Here is a 17,611-nt window from a genome sequence, read left to right as displayed (position 1 = left end):
GTCGTTTCAAGTTCCAGCGCTACGAATCGGATTGTGAATACTGATCAGCTTAGTGCCATCAGCAAAATGGGCTTCCACTTGAATCAGCGGAATCAGCTCGGTGACGCCGGGCAGCACATCCTCAGTAGTCAGCAAAGTTGCACCCTCAGACATGAGCTGAGCCACTGATTTGTCTTCGCGCGCGCCTTCAATTAGAGCATCGGTAATGTAGGCGATCGCTTCAGGGACATTCAGCTTTATCCCTTTTTCCCTACGGCGACGGGCAATTTCTGCCGCTGTAAAAATCGTTAGCCGCTCCATTTCTCTGGGAGTTAAGTACATGTCAACTCTCCACACCGTTCTAAGGACATCCGCATTACACTGCTTCTTTTCGAACGAATGAGTAGCGGAAGTTACAAAAGCGGCATTACTCAGAATCTCTCTGAGTTCCTCTCACAATTTGTTCAAATTCCTCTAGTGAAGTTACGGCGATCGCTTGTCTTAACCGCTCTTTTAGGACCGTGATCTCCGTGTTGCGTGTCAATTCTTGAGGTAGTTCACGCGCCCTCTCACCAAATCGAGCGGTTAATACTTCTGCGATCGCTTCTAAAACTCCTTCTTCACGCCCTTCTTCACGCCCTTCTTCAAGTGCTTCTTGATAAACTCGCGTTTGCTTTAATTCACCTAGTCCTAGCATGGTTTCAATCTCCTCTCGACTCAGATGGCTGAACTTATACACAATGATAGTTTCAACTAGCTCAACAAATTCTTCACGAGTCATTCCCGTTACTTCTTCTTGCTGTGCCCGTGCAATCAGCCGTCTGGCTTGAGCGGGCGCAGTTTCTTCCGGTTCAACTACCAGTTTGGTAATTTCTAAACCTAGTGAGAGTTCATGCTGAGTATTTAGCTCGTCCAGGTAAACTCGTCTCACTTTGGAACTATCTAATAGCACTGTGTACAGTTTTGATTCATCTGGCTCCACACCGCGACTGGGATAGATTAAAACTGCTTCCCAGTCGTCAGTGTCAGGGTTTTGAGCCAGGTAGAGGAAAACTTCGGCAAAAACTCGATGGTAAAGCTGCGGGTCTTTCTGAAATTGCACCTCAATAAAATAGACCGGACGGTTGGTGGACTGATTGATAGGCAACAACACTCCATCAATCCGAAAAGCGGTCTGTTTTAGCTCAACGGAGCGAAATTCGTAGCCAGTTGATTCTGTGGGCGATCGCTCGATCAGTTCAAACACTAATCCGGGTGCCGTTTGAAACATGCGATAGAAAAGGCTATCTGTTTTCATAGCTTTCCACCACATTCAACTACGATTCGCGTCCTGAAGCCCAAGTATCACGCCACTTGACGGTGCCTTCACTGGCAATCACCCAATGACGAGTCACCAAATTTTCGCGCAGCGGTGCTTGTCCCTGCCGCCACAACGCATACTTGTAGTTGATTAGCTTTCCGGCACTCTCGTTAAAGGGAATTTCGCCAAACCAGGTGTTGGTGTTGATATATTCCAGTGGATAGGCTTTAGCGATATCCCAGTTACCCAACTCTGGACAGTTACCTGTGACCACCACAATCTCACCAGGTTGAGTCTCTACTCCGTTGAGCTGTGCTCGCACAATCGTTTGAGCTTTGATCCGTTCTCCTACATGACTAATGACGATGACACCGCGTGCCGCAAGCTCTAATCCATGTATCTTGCCGTCTTTTGCTTCATACTTGCAGCGGGTTAAGACGCAGGTATGTTCACCATCGGGCAACTCGGTGTCAACCTCATCAAGTGTCACCGCTTCACCGCGATTGAGCACTACAAAACAGAAGGAATCCCGATAACGTCGCACATAACAGTAGACATCAGGAGTGAGATATTTTTGCCAGTGACCGCCTAGCGATATGGCAGGATTGAGTCGCCGCAGTCCAGAGAGCAGACGAATCGAGCGATACAGGTCGGTGTCAGTATCCCAGGACTGCATCATTGGGCGGTTGTAGGGATCGTTGCCGCCGTCGGTGTCGTCGTGCAGATATTGTTCGGTGCCGTAATAGATGCAGGGAATGCCACGGGCGGTCATGACGAGGGCGATCGCCACTCTTAACATCTCTGGATCAGGGTTGAGCGACTGAAACCGGGGCATGTCGTGGTTATCGATGAACGTAATCAGTTCATTGGCACCGCTGTAGCGATGATCCTGGTCAAAGATATCCTGGATGACATGAAAACCATCTTCTGCACCCTGCGCTAGCGCTGCCCGAATTGCTACACACAGCCCAAAGTCCAACATGGTCATGCCGGAGTGGTTGGCAAATTCGACGGAGCGATCGTCCGCTGGATGACTATAAATCCACTCACCAAAGGTAAACACATCTGGTTTATGTGCCTGAATATCAGCGTTAAATTCTTGCCAAAACCAGATTGGCATGTGTTTTACCGTATCGACCCGCAGCGCATCTACCCCTCGATCAAGCCACTGTTTAATCGCCGACTTGATGTAATTGCGGTAATCGGTATTGTTTTCGTTGAACGTAGCTAAGCCGGAAAGCTCACAGTTTTGTACCTGCCAATCATCTTCCCAATCCACCACTTCGCCGTAGTGGTGGTACCAGTTATCTTTATCGTCGTAGAAGTCAGCAATTTTCACGCCGTCGTCGTATAGTTCACCCTTAACGCCACTAATGTCTGGACTGCTGTGGTTACAAACAATATCTAGCACCAGTTTCATATCGCGCTGATGCATCTCATCAACCAGCTTGTCAAAGGTGGTGTTTCGCTCATCTTGAGTTTTATTTAGAGAAGGCTCCTCGTCCTTGCCAATGAAACGAGGGTTGATGCGCTTAAAGTCTTTTGTCCAATAGCCGTGAATCGCGGCGCTCTCAATGAACAAATCTTCAATCTGCTCAAACAACGGAGTTAACCAGATTGCCGTCACGCCCATCTGTTTGAGGTAATCGAGCTTGTCAATCACACCCTGCAAATCTCCACCCCAATATTTGCCCCATTCTTGGCGGTTCGGGTCGTATAGCTCTGGGTTAGGACCCTCACTATTATCTGGATCGCCGTCATGAAAACGGTCTACAACAAGGAAGTAAATCGTTTCCTGGCGAAACTCGATGTCTCTGGTGTAGAGAAATTCCAGGTCAATCTCGACATCGGTTGTGCGCTGTTCCTCTACAAGCGCCTCTACTTTTTCTCCAGCATCTGCAACTTCGTATTGACTGGATGAACCTTTAGCAGGAGGGGTAGTAACCATAGGGTGTTGGGAAGGGGTGAGAGTGAAGCTGGATTTATTAAAGCAAATCTGTACCCAGTGTAAAGTCTAACCCTGCTCAATTCTTTCCCAGACATTCAAACTTGTATGCTAGATATGGCGATCGCCTTACCACCTAGAAGGATTATCAGGATGTAACTGGTCTTGCTGCCAAGAAATAGGATTGTAGTGAATGTATTGACGAATGTCATGCAAAGATTTTTCGTTACGGACGATGTGTTCGTAATAGTTGCGTTGCCAAACCTGACGATGATGCCTTCGATAGAATAATCGATTAATCTTTTGGGTCGAAATAGATTTGAAGTTCTGAATAATTGCCCCAATCGACCCTGGTTTTGTCCCATTTGGCTGTAGGGGCGAAGCGTTCGGGCAGGAATTTTCATCTGATTTTACAATCCTCGTACCGAACGCTTCGCCCCTACCCAGTTTGTCGCCTAACAACAGAATTCCATGTAGATGATTCGGCATCACATATGAATGCATCTAGCTCGACCGTAAAATGTAGAGGCAGCCGTTGCCAATAATTTTGTGTGACCTTGCCCAATTCATTCAACTGCATCTCACCTTCAACGATTTCACCAAGCAAACATTCCCGCTGATACGTACAAATGGTGATGAAATACATTCCTGCGGAGGTGTAATCATACCCCTTCAACCGGATCGATCGCCAATGATACTTGTCCGAGTCGTATTTCATAAAATTCTGCCCCTGCAATCGATTGGTAGCAGAATTCCCGAATGCAGAGGGGCGATCGCACCCCAACAACTTCTAATCAATCAAGTGACGACGGCTCATCGTCTTGGGCGATGCGCCCTAGATACAGGGCAATGAATTCCTTTGCAGCGACTTCATTAAGGGTTTCCAGAGCAGCAACGATCTGAGTAACGGATTCTGCTGATGGATCGGTAACTTCGTTAAACCATTGGTTAACGGTAGATCTGGCAAGTCCCATTGTGACTGCCAATCGATTTTGGCTGATACCGTGTTTCTCTAGCACCTGCCTGAGTGCTTTTCCCGCTTTTCCCATGCCCCTAATCGTGTCAGAGGCTTGTAACGATGTAAATGTACGTAAATGCGTACAATCTGATAGGATAATGTACGTGAATAAGTACATCATGATTATGAGCCAACCTGAAGACAATCAAGAATTACAGAATCTATCTGACAATGCTGATGAAAACCCGCTCAATGCTGTGTTGAATAGCCGTTCTCGTTCCCACAAGCGATCGAACCAGATGATTTTGATCGGCGCGCCTGCCTGGGTCAAAAAGATTATTCACCTGATGCACATTGCCCGAATTGCCGAGGTGAGAGACTGGTCAAGGTTAATGCCAACTCGCAATCCCAATGAGGTGATTAGTCTGATGCAGCGTCATAGAGTCGAGGAATAGGGGACAATTACACTCCTAAACTTGGCTATTGTAGTTTTAAAGGTGAAGCTTCAAGTCAACTTGATTGACGGCGTTGCAGTTCATCCCAGGGCAACAACAGCGTGTCCTCAATTTCAGCCCGGACAGAATCGCTAACGGCTCCCTCAATATTCATCAGGTCAACAAGAAGTTTGTTGGCATCGTAGTAGCGTTGCAATTGTTGCTGTTGAGCCTCTGTAAATTGCCAATCATGACCAACATTGCAATGCTCGATCATCACCTGACGCAGTTGTTCAACCCACTGCTCTCCTTTAGTTTGCCACCATTGCCAGAACTCCTTAGAGTTTCTGGGGAGGAAGCCTCTAAGTTGCTCAAGCTGAGTTGCCAGTTCTGAATTGGATTTGCGTGTGTGGGCGTGGGCAAGAGCGCACGAGAAGTCGAGAACGAGATCGAGGGTGTCGGCGTGGGCGAAGGCGAGGTCGAGGGCAAAGGCGGGGTCGAGAGCAAAGGCAAGGTCGAGGACGAGGTCGCGAGCGCGGGCGAGGGCAGGGATACGTCCGGGGGCATGGACGTAGTCAAGTTCAAGAGCAAAATAAAAAGCTCGAATGGCAGCAGGTCTACCAGGTGCCTGAATAGATTCTGCTCTTTGCAACATCCTTGTTAGGAATTGGGTTATTTTTGATTCATGGGCAATTGATCGATCAATTGCCTGTTTAATCAACCGTAGTAAACGATCCGCAGGTTGTTGAGATTTCACTAACTGCTTCACAACCTTCTGCCATTGCTGATCTGCAATTTTCTCAGCTAGTTCTTCAGAAGAAAGTTGAGTCAGCCATTGAACCGTGAAGTATTCCTGAAAAGTTAAGTGGGAGAACGACCACAGCTCATCTGCCCGTTCAATCAGCAATCCATGCTGCGCTTCAATGGCTTTCAACACAGCAACTGCCTCTTGTTGATGAGCAAGGGGTAGCAATCGAGTAATTTGCCTTACAATTTCATTCTGCTCAAACAACACAAAATTTTCTGGATTCTCAAACTTGTGAGCTGCAATCGCCGTCAACAACCCTTCTTTCTGCTCAACAGTCAGTTGGCGATAGGTTTCACTTCCCAATTCCCAGCCATCAATTTGCTTCTCCTCATTCCATCGATTCAGCAGCAGTTTAATGCCCTTCTGGTAGAGCCAATTTCTATCTGACGGAATCTCCCCCTGATCCTGTAACACTAAGCACGTAAGGCTCAACAAAACAGGGGTTACTGTCAGTTCCTTCAATGCTGAGCTATTATCAACAGCATTTTTAATCGTTTCCCATTGATGTGTAGCTGCCATCTCAGATTTGCCATTTGCTTCAAACCAGTTCTGGACAAACTGCTGCACTTGCTCTAAGTTGAAATCTGCCACCTCTACCGAGGTAAATCCAACTGGAATGGAGGTCATGATTTGAGTGCGGCAGGTCAATGCAAATCGATTATTGGGATAGTCCTCCGCTATCCTACGAAGTTGCTCCTGGATATCCCGCCGCAAGTCATTGGTGGGCACTTCATCCAAGCCATCCATCAATATCAGAAGCTTACCTCGAGTCAGGAGAGCTTGCAGAGACAATGTATCTAATTGCTGTTGTAGTGCTTCAATCTGCTTTTTCTGTTGCTGCTTTTCCTCCAAAGATGTAGAAGTGCTTTGTTGTAATTGTTTAATTTGCTCCTTCAAAGCTCTAATTTGATAACCCTCATCCAGCCCTAATTCTCTGCCAATTGCATCCAACAACTGCCAGTGTCCATCCCGAATTCGACGAAACTCAATTAAGACAGTTATCAAATCCGGTTGAAACTCACCTCTACACCAATCAACTGCTAAATGCTTTAGAAACGTTGTTTTTCCTGATCCCGGTTTACCCAAAATCACTAGTTTGGGATTTTCATCAGCAACCTCAAATCCCTCAACACGCTGAATTCGATCGCCCAATCCTAGACGATCATTCCGTAAATCAAAGGTTTCTAAAAGCTTCGACTGTGATACCTGATAAGTGCGGGGCGATCGATTCAGCACCCACACATCCACATAAAGCTGATCAACACCAATCTCCTCACCACTCAGCAAACGCATTCGGCTATGTTGGCTAAGAATTTTTTGTCGGCAATGCTCCCGAACTTGTGGAATCAGGGCATCGATATGATTAGCTTCATCTGGCAAAGCGATCGCCTGAATAGCCTCACCTGCTTGAGATGGTGGAGCTATCGCCTTGACTTCTGAAACGTCCTGCCAATTTAGCCGCAATGCAAAGCAAATCTTACGAAATTCTGCCTCTCTCACAGGTTCTGGCTTAAAAAAGCCGTTACTGTGGTGCGGGACATCTTGAGATGCTTTGCTAACTCTGACTTGTTACCCGCAAAGAATTGAATGAGCGCATCGTTCGCCTGTGTCCAGTTTGCCAGAACCAACTTACGCGATCGCTCCATCTTTACCGTCACCTCGACGTTTTAGCTCACCCATTATTCTATCTACGTGAACAAGGATGGACACTCCTGAACAATCTTGAACAATTCCTGAACAATCGCTGAACACTCGGCTGAGTAAAGGTTTGACAGACTGAGAGCAAGTCAACCTGGAGTTCAAACCATGAAAAAGCAATTACTGACCCTCACCACTGTCATCACAGCTACCGCCACAGGCATCAGCCTTTACCTTGCCACCCTGCCCAACCCTACCGATATTCAAAAGCAACTAAGCAACACAACAATTACGATCGTGAGCATTGGAACAACAGCAATCTTTGGTTTGCTCGACGATGAGGATGAAGACAACAGCACTGATGGCTAATCTCCTCGCTGGCTAGGTTATATCGATGAGGGAGGGCGATCGCCCTCCTTCCACCAACCTTGAACCACTCAATCCCAGAAGCAATTCCCTCAGCAAGCGGGTAGTAAGCTCTGTAACTGACAAGCAGTTCGCAAAAAATCTGTGCATCCCTAACAGGAATTGGGTTGAATTGGTTGCATAATATTGACTTTAGTTGTTAGGGCAAAAAGTCATGGGTCGCGCCAAAAAGGTTGTATTGGCTTATTCCGGTGGGGTAGACACCTCCGTCTGCATTCCCTACCTGAAGCAAGAATGGGGAGTTGAAGAGGTCATCACGCTGGCTGCTGATTTGGGGCAGGGAGACGAACTAGAGCCAATTCGTGAGAAGGCTTTGAAGTCGGGTGCCGCGCAGTCTTTGGTGGCAGATGCGACAGAGCGGTTTATTCAAGACTATGCGTTTCCGGCGATTCAGGCGAATGCGCTGTACGAAAACCGCTATCCCCTCTCAACCGCACTGGCGCGTCCGCTAATTGCCAAACTGCTCGTAGAAGCTGCAGCAGAGTATGGTGCCGATGCAGTAGCGCATGGCTGCACGGGCAAGGGAAATGACCAGGTGCGGTTTGATGTGTCAATCGCCGCTCTAAACCCAGACCTCAAAGTGCTGGCACCTGCCCGTGAATGGGGCATGAGCCGGGAGGAGACGATCGCCTACGGGGAGCAATTTGGCATTCCTTCTCCAGTGAAAAAGTCTTCGCCCTACAGCATCGATCGCAACTTGCTGGGACGCAGCATTGAAGCCGGACCGCTAGAAGATCCCTGGAATGAGCCCCTGGAAGAGGTGTTTTTGTTGACGAAGGCGATCGCTGACACTCCTGATGAGCCAGAGTATGCCGAAATTAGCTTTGAGAAAGGGCTTCCTGTTGCGCTCAACGGTCAAATGCTGTCTCCGGTAGACCTGATCAGCCAGTTGAATGACCTGGCAGGCAAGCATGGCGTCGGTCGCATCGACATGATCGAAAACCGTTTGGTCGGCATCAAATCACGAGAAATCTACGAAGCTCCGGCTTTGCTCGTGCTGATTCAAGCCCATCGGGATTTAGAAAGCTTGACCCTGACTGCTGATGTGAGTCACTACAAGCGTGGGATTGAGGAAACCTATTCTCAACTGGTCTATAACGGACTGTGGTATAGCCCGCTGAAAGCAGCCCTGGATGCCTTTGTGCAGCAAACCCAGGAACAGGTTTCGGGTACGGTACGAGTCAAACTGTTTAAAGGAACGGCGAGTCCGGTTGGGCGCAAGTCTGCCAATTCGCTGTATACGCCTGACCTGGCAACCTATGGGTCTGACGACAAGTTTGATCACAAAGCCGCTGAGGGATTCATCTACGTTTGGGGGCTGCCCACTCGCGTCTGGTCACAAAAGATTAGAGGCTAGAGATTATTCCTCTAAACGTTCAGTACACGGTAGGGGCGAACGGCCGTTCGCCCTTACAGGTAATTCAAACTACCTACAGTTGACTCGTGATCTCATACACGACCGTTGGCTCTTGCCGACCTCGAAGCTGTAAGGTTTGCACCGGGCTACCCGCAAAGCGGTGGTGAACGTAATCAAAGGTCGTGCTGCTGACGAGTAGCGTGTGAGGTTTAGTAGACTTCAGTTCTTTGTTTAAGCGTTCCAGTCGGGCAGCAATGTTGACCGTATCACCAATCACGGAATAGTTGAGCCGTTGCGGACTGCCGACACTGCCCGCGACGACCATTCCCGTGTGGATGCCGATGCCGTGCTGGATGGTGGGCAAGCCAGACTGCTGTAGCCTTTGGTTGAGTCGGGTAAGCTGTTCTTGCATGGCGATCGCCGCTGTCACTGCATTTATTGCATCCTGCCGGATTTCTGCCACTGAGGTATGCGGCAGCGGAATGCCAAACACTGCCATGATTGCGTCACCGATGTATTTGTCTACCACACCGTCATATTTAAGGATGCAGTTAGTCATGGTGCCAAGGTAGAGGTTGAGCCAGTTCAGCACCTCACGCGGCGACATGCTTTCGGAAATGGTGGTGAAGTTGCGGATGTCCATAAACAGCACGGTTGCCATGAGTTCCTGGGCTTCAAGCTGACCGTGCTGAAAGATGCTAGCTCGATTGCGCCAAATCAGCGCAGCCGTTTGGGGAGAAACGTGGCGCACGAACAGGCTCATAATCTGCTGTTTCTCAAGCTGGTCACGCACCTGAATGCCTGCCCCCGCTAGCAAAAAGCAGCCGACCGGAGCCGCGATCGGAATCCACAAATTTTGGCTGGTGAATAGGATCGTGGCGATCGCCACCCAGCTAATCGGCACCAGCAGCGTCATTGCCGTTCGCCGCTTGAACCCTAGCGAAGCCAAAACCAAACTGGAACCAACGCCCACCGTAAGAATCAGCAGTCCCTCTACGGGTCGGGGCAATCGCTGCAAAAATCGCTGTTTTAGCAAGTTGTCAATCACCGCCGCGTGGAGCTGCAGGCTGGAGGCAGGCGGATTTTGGTCAAAGGGCGTTTGCAGTGAACTCAGCCCCGTTGCGGTTGGTCCAACCAGAACGATTTTGCCAGCTAGCGCCTCTGGAGGCACTCTTCCCGCAACAACATCCCGAAATGAGTAGGTTGCCGAACGTAGATCTTCCCGTGAACCGGGCCAATTGATCCAGGCGTTTTGCTGCTCTAGTTTGGGCAAGGATTGAATGAGTGGAATAGGGCGATCGCTCTTGCTGTTATAAGCCCGAACCACATCTACCCCAAACGCGGGGAACCCTTGTACGTAAAGTGATACCTGACGAGAGATGCCATCTGGCTCAATCGGATTGTAGATATGACCCACTCCCGCCACCTGATCAAAAGTTGGCACCAGCGGCACCAGTTCTGTAGATGCATCCCAGCCAACTGCCAGCACGACAGAGCCGTTTTCTACCATTGCTTGTGCCAGTGCTACATCTTCGGGCGTTGGCTCGGCAAATAGGATGTTGAACCCGACTACCGCGGGCGGAGAGGCTTTTAGGGATTGCAAAAGTTGGGTGTAGCGATCGCGTGACCAGGGAAACGAACCATATTCCTGCAAGCTCTCATCATCGATCGCCACCAGAACAATCTCTGAAGCCCACCCCTCATGGGGCAATAGCTGCCGTACTTTGAACAGCGTATTGTAGCCGACCCGCTCTAGGGGTTGCCATACGCCAACTTGCCACAAAATTAGCGAAATTGCTGCTGCCCCTGCGCCCGGTAGCCAGGATGGATTGGTTGCCAGATGTTGGCGAAAAACCAAACTCTGGACTTTGAGATAGCCGCGCCAGTCCTCAGGAGTATTGGTCTTGAGATAGCCGACAACCTTAACTCGCTGATTTCTAAAGCGATGAACCCAGTCTTCAGAATCATCTGCCTTGATAGATCGCCAAACTTTGGCGCTTCTAACCTGCAAATGCTGCAACCGTTCCCTGTACGGATAAGCTTTTAAGCGCTGCCAGAAATCAGCCCCTTGTCGTCTGAGGTAGCGGCCCCACCGTTGTCTTGTCATGCTTTCCTACTGTAAATTGGGCGATCGCTATTGGTCTAAATCGCCCGCTGACCCAGCAGTGCAACCTGATCGATGAATGAACAAAAACCCTTCCACAGATTCATGCTGTTCCTATTCAATCCCGGAAGTTTGGCGATCGCTGTGATCCACGCCAGTGACAGTAGCAATAACAGAACGGGTAGGTTGGGTGAAGCAAAGCGAAACCCAACCCACTAGCTCACACATTCTCCTAACGCTTAGTCAAGACGACAGAGTAGCAGAGGCGATCGCCCCGTGAAATCGTCTCTCCACAAATAATCGGCTGATCCTGACTGGTGTAAGTGGTGTAACGGTTAACCAGCAGCGGCGCACCCAGGGGGATGTCCAGATGTTCACTAATTTCGTGGGTAGCGTGGGTGCATTCCAGCGTCGTTTCAACCCGCTCGATCGACACACCGCTTTGGTCTAGGGTGGGGTAAATCAGACTAGATTGCAGTTCCTTGGCAAAGGCTTTGGCAATCTCCAGCGGAATGTAAGTAACGTCTACCGCAACTGGAGTTTGGTCAGTCAAGATCACTTTCTTTTGACAAAAAATTTCTTGCACCGTCTCAGGCAGCTTCAGCTTTTGCCGCACCTCATCAGGAGCCTGCAACACCTCAAAAGACAGGCTGCGAATAGAGGCAGTTACGCCCTGCCGCGCCATGTCTTCGTCAAAGAAAACGAGCGGATTAGCAAGCGATCGCGTCACTTTCTGCTGTGCCTTAACGAATACGCCCTTGCCCCGCTGCGAAATGACCAAGCCTTGATTGACCAAATTGGCGATCGCCCGTCTCACCGTAATCCGGCTCACCCCAAACTGCTCCATTAGCTGATGCTCACTCGGCAATTGCTCTCCCGGTGAATACTGCTTAGCGAAAATTTGCGATCGCAGCTTCTCTGAAATTGCTAAATGCAGCGGAATTTGGTCTTGAGTCACAGAGGTGGAGGGGTTAGCCCCAGATATTACATTCTTTGAAGTTTTGCACGTTTTCTCAGAGTTGGGCAAAAGCGCTGCTGTAAACTAGTCTCGTCCACGAAGCACTTATTCATCGGTCTGCTGTGCAGGTTCAACAGCAACATCGCCGATAACATCACGACCGTTAACATCATGTAGTTTGGAGCCTTTATTCAATGTCTCATACCGTCAAGATTTATGACACCTGCATTGGATGCACCCAGTGCGTCCGGGCTTGCCCTACAGACGTTCTGGAAATGGTTCCCTGGGATGGCTGTAAGGCTGCTCAAATCGCTTCATCACCCCGCACAGAAGACTGTGTAGGCTGCAAGCGATGCGAAACGGCTTGCCCTACTGACTTCCTCAGCATTCGGGTTTATCTGGGCGCTGAAACCACCCGTAGCATGGGCTTGGCTTACTAGGCACACTGACTAACCTTAATATTCCTGGGTTGACGGATATACCAGGATCTAACGCCTAAAGGGAGCGATTTGCTCCCTATTTTTTTACGAATTTTCCACTAGCAAGACCTGCCCCTTCCTGGGTTGCGATCGCCATTCAGTAAATTGTTAAGACACTAATATTGAACACAATGTACTAGGATCATTTGCGGCAGATCTGCCGCTCGTTGATCAGGAAATCATTGCTCAGGAGTAGAGTCAAATGTGCGGAATCGTAGGATATGTCGGCACCCAGGCAGCCAGTGAAATTTTGCTGGAGGGGCTACGCAAACTAGAATATCGGGGCTACGATTCTGCTGGAATTGCCACCGTATGGGAAGGACAGGTTCACTGTGTACGGGCGAAAGGCAAACTACAAAATTTGCAGGAAAAGCTAGAAGGACTAGAAAATCCAGCTCAGGTAGGCATCGGACACACCCGCTGGGCAACACACGGCAAGCCAGAGGAATATAACGCACATCCGCACACCGATGCAGCCGGAAAAATTGCCGTTGTTCAAAATGGCATCATCGAAAACTATCGGGAACTACGTGAAGAGCTGAAGGCAAAGGGATACAGATTTCTCTCCGACACCGATACAGAGGTCATTCCTCACCTGATTGCCGAGTTCATGGCAAATCCGCCTGAAGCCGAGAAGTCGCTGAACTACCAATCGCCGTTTCTGGAGGCAACTCGACAGGCTGTCAACCAGTTACGGGGAGCTTTTGCGCTGGCGGTAGTGTGTGCCGACTACCCAGATGAGCTGATTGCCGTGCGACAGCAGGCTCCTTTAGCATTGGGATTTGGGCAGGGTGAATTTTTCTGCGCCTCAGACACGCCTGCTCTGGTAGCTCATACTCGTGCCGTGCTGACGATGGACAATGGCGAATTGGCCAAACTCACCCCGATGGGCGTTGAGGTCTATAGCTTTGCGGGCGATCGCCTGAGAAAGCAACCCCGCACCCTCAACTGGAACCCAATCATTGTCGAAAAGCAGGGCTTCCGTCACTTCATGGTGAAGGAAATCTACGAACAGCCCGGTGTTGTGCGTTCTTGCCTGGAAGCTTACATCAAGAGCGATTGGACTGCCGACCAGGACAAAAACCCAATCAACCTGGGCTTTCCTGAGTCGTTTTACAGCAACCTCGAACAAATCCAAATCGTCTCCTGTGGCACAAGCTGGCACGCTAGCCTGGTCGGAAAATATCTGCTAGAGCAACTGGCAGGCATTCCCACCGTAGTGCAGTACGCCTCAGAATTTCGCTATTCGCCGCCACCGCTGTTGCCCAATGTTCTAACCATTGGAGTTACTCAGTCCGGAGAAACGGCTGATACCCTATCAGCGCTGCACATGGAAAAGCAGCGTCGCCTGGAACGAGAGACACCGTATCACCCTCGCTTTTTGGGAATCACCAACCGCACCGACAGTTCTCTAGCGCACCTGGTGGACTACTTAATTGATACCCACGCCGGAATTGAGATTGGCGTTGCAGCGACTAAAACCTTTACCGCTCAACTGGTTGCTTTCTATTGCCTCGCGCTAGATCTGTCCTATCGCCGCAAAACGCTTTCTCCAGAGCGAATGGAGGAAATCCTCACCGGGCTACGACAACTCCCCTCTCAAGTTGAGGTAATTCTAGAAAGCCAGGAACGCTACATCGAAGAACTGGCACACGATTTTGCAGAAACCAAGGACTTCATCTTTTTGGGACGCGGCATCAACTTCCCGATCGCCCTCGAAGGTGCCCTGAAACTCAAGGAAATCAGCTACATCCACGCCGAAGGCTATCCCGCTGGCGAAATGAAGCACGGCCCGATCGCCCTCCTAGATGCGAAAGTGCCAGTGGTGGCGATCGCCGTCCCCGGTAGCGTCTACGAAAAAACCCTCTCTAACGCCCAAGAAGCGAAAGCCAGAGACGCGCGGCTAATTGGTGTAACTCCGATGAACGATCCTGAAGCCGCCGAGGTCTTTGACAACTTATTGCCCGTACCACCCGTGGATGAGTTATTATCCCCCATTCTCACGGTAATTCCGCTCCAGTTTCTTGCTTATCACATTGCTGCCCGTCGAGGCTTAGATGTTGACCAGCCACGCAACCTGGCTAAATCAGTGACCGTGGAATAGCAATGCACGAAGTCCCAAAAAGACTGTAGACACATAAAAAAGTTAGACAGTAAGTAAAAAAGTCAAACATTAGCTAAAAAAGTTAGACAGTGAAAGAAAAAGCTGTATAATCCTGGGCATACTTATGTACTACCCAGGATTTTCTTATGCCACGGAAAAGAGGGGAATGGAATCAGGAAAAGTTTGATCGGCTCCTTAAGGAAAAACGCGGAGAAGGGGTTCGTGACAAATACACTCCTTGGATTACGGTGCGAGATTTTCCTTCAAAAGGCAGGGTTTCCAGAGATAGAGGTTGGAAAACGAATCGCTTACATCATCTCTTCTCAGACCATGAAACTCGATTGTTTTACATTCTTGAGTGGTCAGACGTTGTAATTGACATTAGAGAACAGTTTCCCTTGCTGGATCTTGAACTGGCTCAGAGAATATCTGCCGATATTGGTGTGAAATATCCTATAGACACTACAAGTAAATTCCCTAGGATTTTAACAACCGATTTCATGGTGACTGTAAAACAAGATGGGAAAACATACGATATTGCATTAACGGTGAAACCTTCATCTGAACTCAAGAACAAAAGAGTTATTGAGAAGTTTGAGATAGAACGAAACTATTACATGGCAACGGGAATGGAATGGAGATTAGTAACAGAGAAGCATATTCCAAAGTTCTTTGCTAAAAATATTGAATGGGTTCACGGGGCTTATAGGCTTGAAGAAACCCCACAAAAGAAAATTCAGGATTTACAAGCAATAGCAGATATTCTAAAACAACGGCTTAAAAAGTCCAATTTAAGAATTAATCAAGTAACAAATGCCTTAGACATTGAATTAGATTTGGAAGAAGGGATTTCACTCTACCTTTTTAGACATCTTGTTGCACGCAAAGAAATCGTTATTGATATGAGTTTGCCGCAACAATGTCCAGATATGTTGACTACAGATATTAAAGAGATCAAAGTCTGTAATGGCTTGGAGGCATCGAAAATAGCATGAAAAATCTTATCTATGTTAATGATTTAATTGAGTGGAACGTTGATGAAGTAGAACGCTCAACTGAAAGAGTTTTATGGATTGATAAAGACTATACAATAGCACTTGTTATTGATATTTTTGCTAAAACTGGTTTTCCAACGTCTCGTAAGATTGTAGAGATTGTAGATGCTCTTTCTGAAGGGCAGGCAAAGAAAACTAGCCATGATCCGTTTATTCATAAGAGTCTAGTAGAAGAAGTAAATTTGAGCGAATCAGAGAGGACGATTCGTGATAAGGCGTGGGACATTATTTCTACCCTAGTTGAGCCTAAAAATGAACCATCTATTTACTATAAAAGTCTTCGTGGTTCAATGATTAGGAGTGTTGTTGATAATTTTAATGCCGGAAAAAATAGAGGAAGTAGACAAGAGAAAAATGGCGAGAGAATAACAGAAAAAACTGTCTATACATACTTGAGGCGTTACTGGCAAAGAGGGAAGACTATTAATGCTCTCCTTCCTGATTACTGTAATTCAGGTGGTCCAGGGAAGATCAAAAAGGCTGGAGAAAAGAAAAGAGGAAGGCCTCGAAAATACGCTACTTTGCCAGAGATTGGTGAGGGCAGGAATATTGATGAAGCAGATAGAAGGATTTTCAGAGTATCGATAAATTACTTCTATGAAACATCGAAGAAAAATCCCCTTAAGACGGCTTACAAGTTAATGCTCAAAGCTTACTATACCGAAGAAATTTACTGTTTTGAGGATGGCAGTAAAAAAACAAAATTGATATCACCTGGTGAAAGGCCCACTTTTACTCAATTTAAATACTGGTACGAACAAGAACTCGATATTGAGAAAGCTTTAATTCGCCGGAAGGGTGAGAAAACGTATTTACTCGAAAATAGAGCAGTTTTGGGAACTTCAACCGCCGAAGTAATTGGACCAGGATCTCGATTTCAAATTGATGCAACAGTTGCGGATGTCTATATTGTCTCAAGCTACAACCCCAATTGGATTGTAGGTAGACCCGTAGTGTATGTGGTTATTGATGTTTTTAGCCGCATGATTGTAGGTGTTTATGTTGGACTGGAGGGACCGTCCTGGTTAGGGGCAATGATGGCGCTAGTCAACACCGCTACAAATAAGATACCTTTTTGCGAAGAATACGGTATTTCTATAACTGATGAGGAATGGTCTTGTTGCCATCTTCCATATACTCTCTTGGCAGACAGGGGAGAACTGTTGGGAACCCCAATAGAAACCTTAAGCAAGAATTTGCATGTCAAAATTGAGAATACTGCTTCTTATAGAGCAGATTGGAAAGGCATCGTTGAAAGACGATTTAGAACGATTCATGGTCATGTGAAACCTTTTGTACCAGGGTACATTGATGTTGATTTCAGAAAACGTGGTGGTAAGGATTACCGTCTTGATGGAAAACTAACGATTAAAGATTTCACAAAAATCATCATTAAATGTATTCTTCATCACAATAATAGAGACTATATTGAAAGCTATTCTAGGCAGGAGATGATGGTTGCTGATAATGTTCAAACTATTCCTGCTGAATTATGGAAATGGGGTATTAGAAATCGTTCTGGTAGACTTAGATCGTTTCCAGAAGATATTATTAAGCTTAACCTTTTACCCAGAGATCGAGGAACTGTAACCAGCCGTGGTATTCGGTTTAAGGGAATGAGTTATACCTGTGAAAAGGCAATTAAACAACGATGGTTCGAAAAGGCAAGAAACAGTTCTTTAGATAAAGAAAGTAAATATTTGGGCATTTCCTATGATTTGAGGCAGCCTAATTTCATTTATATTAGAGATGTTGATGGGAGAGGCTTCGAAAAGTGCTTTTTGCTTGACTCCGAAGAACGCTATCTCAACAAGTCGATTGAGGAAGTTGAGCATTTACATCAAAGCGAAAGACTTGATAGAAAAACTTATGAATCTGATGAGCTACAACATGATGTAGATCTTGCAACTGATATTGAAGAGATCGTTGCTGAGGCAGAAAAAAGGTCTGAACCTGACTGCCTGACAAATCTTTCTTAATTGCTGATGGGACAAAGCTTACAAACCAGGGAGCGAATTCGACAAAACCAAATTTGGTCATCATAGTCGTGCTTTGCTTTGAGAGAA

General features: G+C 47.6%; 18 protein-coding genes. 8 read left to right on the top strand and 10 right to left on the bottom strand.

Annotation, left to right across the window (positions count from 1 at the left end):
• Window positions 1-6: 6 nt before the first annotated feature.
• The 6 genes from H6F93_RS23115 to H6F93_RS23095 all read right to left on the bottom strand — a co-directional run bounded on the left by H6F93_RS23115 (window position 7) and on the right by H6F93_RS23095 (window position 4,273).
• Window positions 7-321, bottom strand: coding sequence for an urease subunit gamma (locus H6F93_RS23115; RefSeq protein WP_190643900.1), 315 nt, complete (start codon window positions 319-321; stop codon window positions 7-9).
• Window positions 322-406: 85 nt separating this feature from the next.
• Window positions 407-1,276, bottom strand: a complete 870-nt coding sequence (locus H6F93_RS23110; protein WP_190685934.1) for an Rpn family recombination-promoting nuclease/putative transposase — start codon at window positions 1,274-1,276, stop codon at window positions 407-409.
• A gap of 19 nt (window positions 1,277-1,295) precedes the next feature.
• A complete protein-coding gene (locus H6F93_RS23105) occupies window positions 1,296-3,227 on the bottom strand; it encodes an alpha-amylase family glycosyl hydrolase (protein ID WP_190685931.1) in 1,932 nt (643 codons plus the stop codon).
• A 126-nt stretch (window positions 3,228-3,353) separates the two neighbouring features.
• The gene (locus tag H6F93_RS34200) at window positions 3,354-3,713 is read right to left on the bottom strand and encodes a transposase (RefSeq protein WP_242043585.1); all 360 of its coding nucleotides are present in this window, start codon (window positions 3,711-3,713) and stop codon (window positions 3,354-3,356) included.
• The gene (locus H6F93_RS34195) at window positions 3,664-3,942 is read right to left on the bottom strand and encodes a hypothetical protein (RefSeq protein WP_242043584.1); all 279 of its coding nucleotides are present in this window, start codon (window positions 3,940-3,942) and stop codon (window positions 3,664-3,666) included. Before H6F93_RS34195 ends, H6F93_RS34200 begins: the two co-directional genes overlap by 50 nt.
• Window positions 3,943-4,018: 76 nt before the next feature.
• On the bottom strand, window positions 4,019-4,273 hold the full coding sequence (locus tag H6F93_RS23095) for a helix-turn-helix domain-containing protein (protein ID WP_190685929.1): 255 nt from the start codon (window positions 4,271-4,273) through the stop codon (window positions 4,019-4,021).
• Window positions 4,274-4,367: 94 nt separating this feature from the next.
• Between H6F93_RS23095 and H6F93_RS23090 the strand changes: the two genes are divergently transcribed.
• On the top strand, window positions 4,368-4,637 hold the full coding sequence (locus H6F93_RS23090; RefSeq protein WP_190685926.1) for a hypothetical protein: 270 nt from the start codon (window positions 4,368-4,370) through the stop codon (window positions 4,635-4,637).
• Between the two features lie 55 nt (window positions 4,638-4,692).
• On the opposite strand, the gene H6F93_RS23085 is transcribed toward H6F93_RS23090, so the two are convergent.
• On the bottom strand, window positions 4,693-6,924 hold the full coding sequence (locus tag H6F93_RS23085) for an NACHT C-terminal helical domain 2-containing protein (RefSeq protein ID WP_190685923.1): 2,232 nt from the start codon (window positions 6,922-6,924) through the stop codon (window positions 4,693-4,695).
• Entirely contained in the window at window positions 6,921-7,070 is a 150-nt protein-coding gene (locus tag H6F93_RS23080; protein WP_206755764.1) for a hypothetical protein, read from the bottom strand. The genes H6F93_RS23085 and H6F93_RS23080 overlap by 4 nt, the downstream gene beginning before the upstream one ends.
• Window positions 7,071-7,230: 160 nt before the next feature.
• Between H6F93_RS23080 and H6F93_RS23075 the strand changes: the two genes are divergently transcribed.
• Together H6F93_RS23075 and H6F93_RS23070 are read left to right on the top strand one after the other, a co-directional pair.
• On the top strand, window positions 7,231-7,431 hold the full coding sequence (locus tag H6F93_RS23075) for a hypothetical protein (RefSeq protein WP_190685916.1): 201 nt from the start codon (window positions 7,231-7,233) through the stop codon (window positions 7,429-7,431).
• A gap of 211 nt (window positions 7,432-7,642) precedes the next feature.
• On the top strand, window positions 7,643-8,845 hold the full coding sequence (locus H6F93_RS23070; RefSeq protein ID WP_190685913.1) for an argininosuccinate synthase: 1,203 nt from the start codon (window positions 7,643-7,645) through the stop codon (window positions 8,843-8,845).
• Between the two features lie 73 nt (window positions 8,846-8,918).
• Here the strand turns inward: H6F93_RS23070 and H6F93_RS23065 are convergent, their stop codons facing one another.
• A complete protein-coding gene (locus H6F93_RS23065; RefSeq protein ID WP_190685911.1) occupies window positions 8,919-10,952 on the bottom strand; it encodes a CHASE2 domain-containing protein in 2,034 nt (677 codons plus the stop codon).
• 72 nt (window positions 10,953-11,024) lie between these two features.
• Here H6F93_RS23065 and H6F93_RS23060 point away from each other — a divergent pair, with 72 nt between their 5' ends.
• On the top strand, window positions 11,025-11,168 hold the full coding sequence (locus tag H6F93_RS23060) for a hypothetical protein (RefSeq protein WP_190685907.1): 144 nt from the start codon (window positions 11,025-11,027) through the stop codon (window positions 11,166-11,168).
• Window positions 11,169-11,181: 13 nt separating this feature from the next.
• Here H6F93_RS23060 and H6F93_RS23055 read toward each other — a convergent pair whose 3' ends face one another.
• Complete coding sequence (locus H6F93_RS23055) at window positions 11,182-11,907, bottom strand: GntR family transcriptional regulator (RefSeq protein ID WP_347277349.1); 726 nt, start codon at window positions 11,905-11,907, stop codon at window positions 11,182-11,184.
• Between the two features lie 194 nt (window positions 11,908-12,101).
• On the opposite strand from H6F93_RS23055, the gene psaC reads away from it, so the two are divergent.
• The 4 genes from psaC to H6F93_RS23035 all read left to right on the top strand — a co-directional run bounded on the left by psaC (window position 12,102) and on the right by H6F93_RS23035 (window position 17,524).
• Window positions 12,102-12,347 carry a photosystem I iron-sulfur center protein PsaC gene (gene psaC / locus H6F93_RS23050; RefSeq protein ID WP_012411495.1) on the top strand — a complete coding sequence of 82 codons (246 nt, stop codon included), beginning with the start codon at window positions 12,102-12,104 and terminating at the stop codon, window positions 12,345-12,347.
• 241 nt (window positions 12,348-12,588) lie between these two features.
• Complete coding sequence (gene glmS, locus H6F93_RS23045; RefSeq protein ID WP_190685904.1) at window positions 12,589-14,490, top strand: glutamine--fructose-6-phosphate transaminase (isomerizing); 1,902 nt, start codon at window positions 12,589-12,591, stop codon at window positions 14,488-14,490.
• Between the two features lie 146 nt (window positions 14,491-14,636).
• The gene (locus H6F93_RS23040) at window positions 14,637-15,485 is read left to right on the top strand and encodes a TnsA endonuclease C-terminal domain-containing protein (RefSeq protein ID WP_242043583.1); all 849 of its coding nucleotides are present in this window, start codon (window positions 14,637-14,639) and stop codon (window positions 15,483-15,485) included.
• On the top strand, window positions 15,482-17,524 hold the full coding sequence (locus tag H6F93_RS23035) for a TnsB C-terminal domain-containing protein (protein ID WP_190685901.1): 2,043 nt from the start codon (window positions 15,482-15,484) through the stop codon (window positions 17,522-17,524). Before H6F93_RS23040 ends, H6F93_RS23035 begins: the two co-directional genes overlap by 4 nt.
• The last annotated feature ends 87 nt before the right edge of the window (window positions 17,525-17,611 follow it).

This window comes from Leptolyngbya sp. FACHB-671 (genome assembly GCF_014695745.1).
GTDB lineage: Bacteria > Cyanobacteriota > Cyanobacteriia > Elainellales > Elainellaceae > JAAUTN01.
The sequence above is the reverse complement of the archived record's forward strand: the minus strand, read 5'-3'. Positions and strand labels throughout refer to the sequence as shown.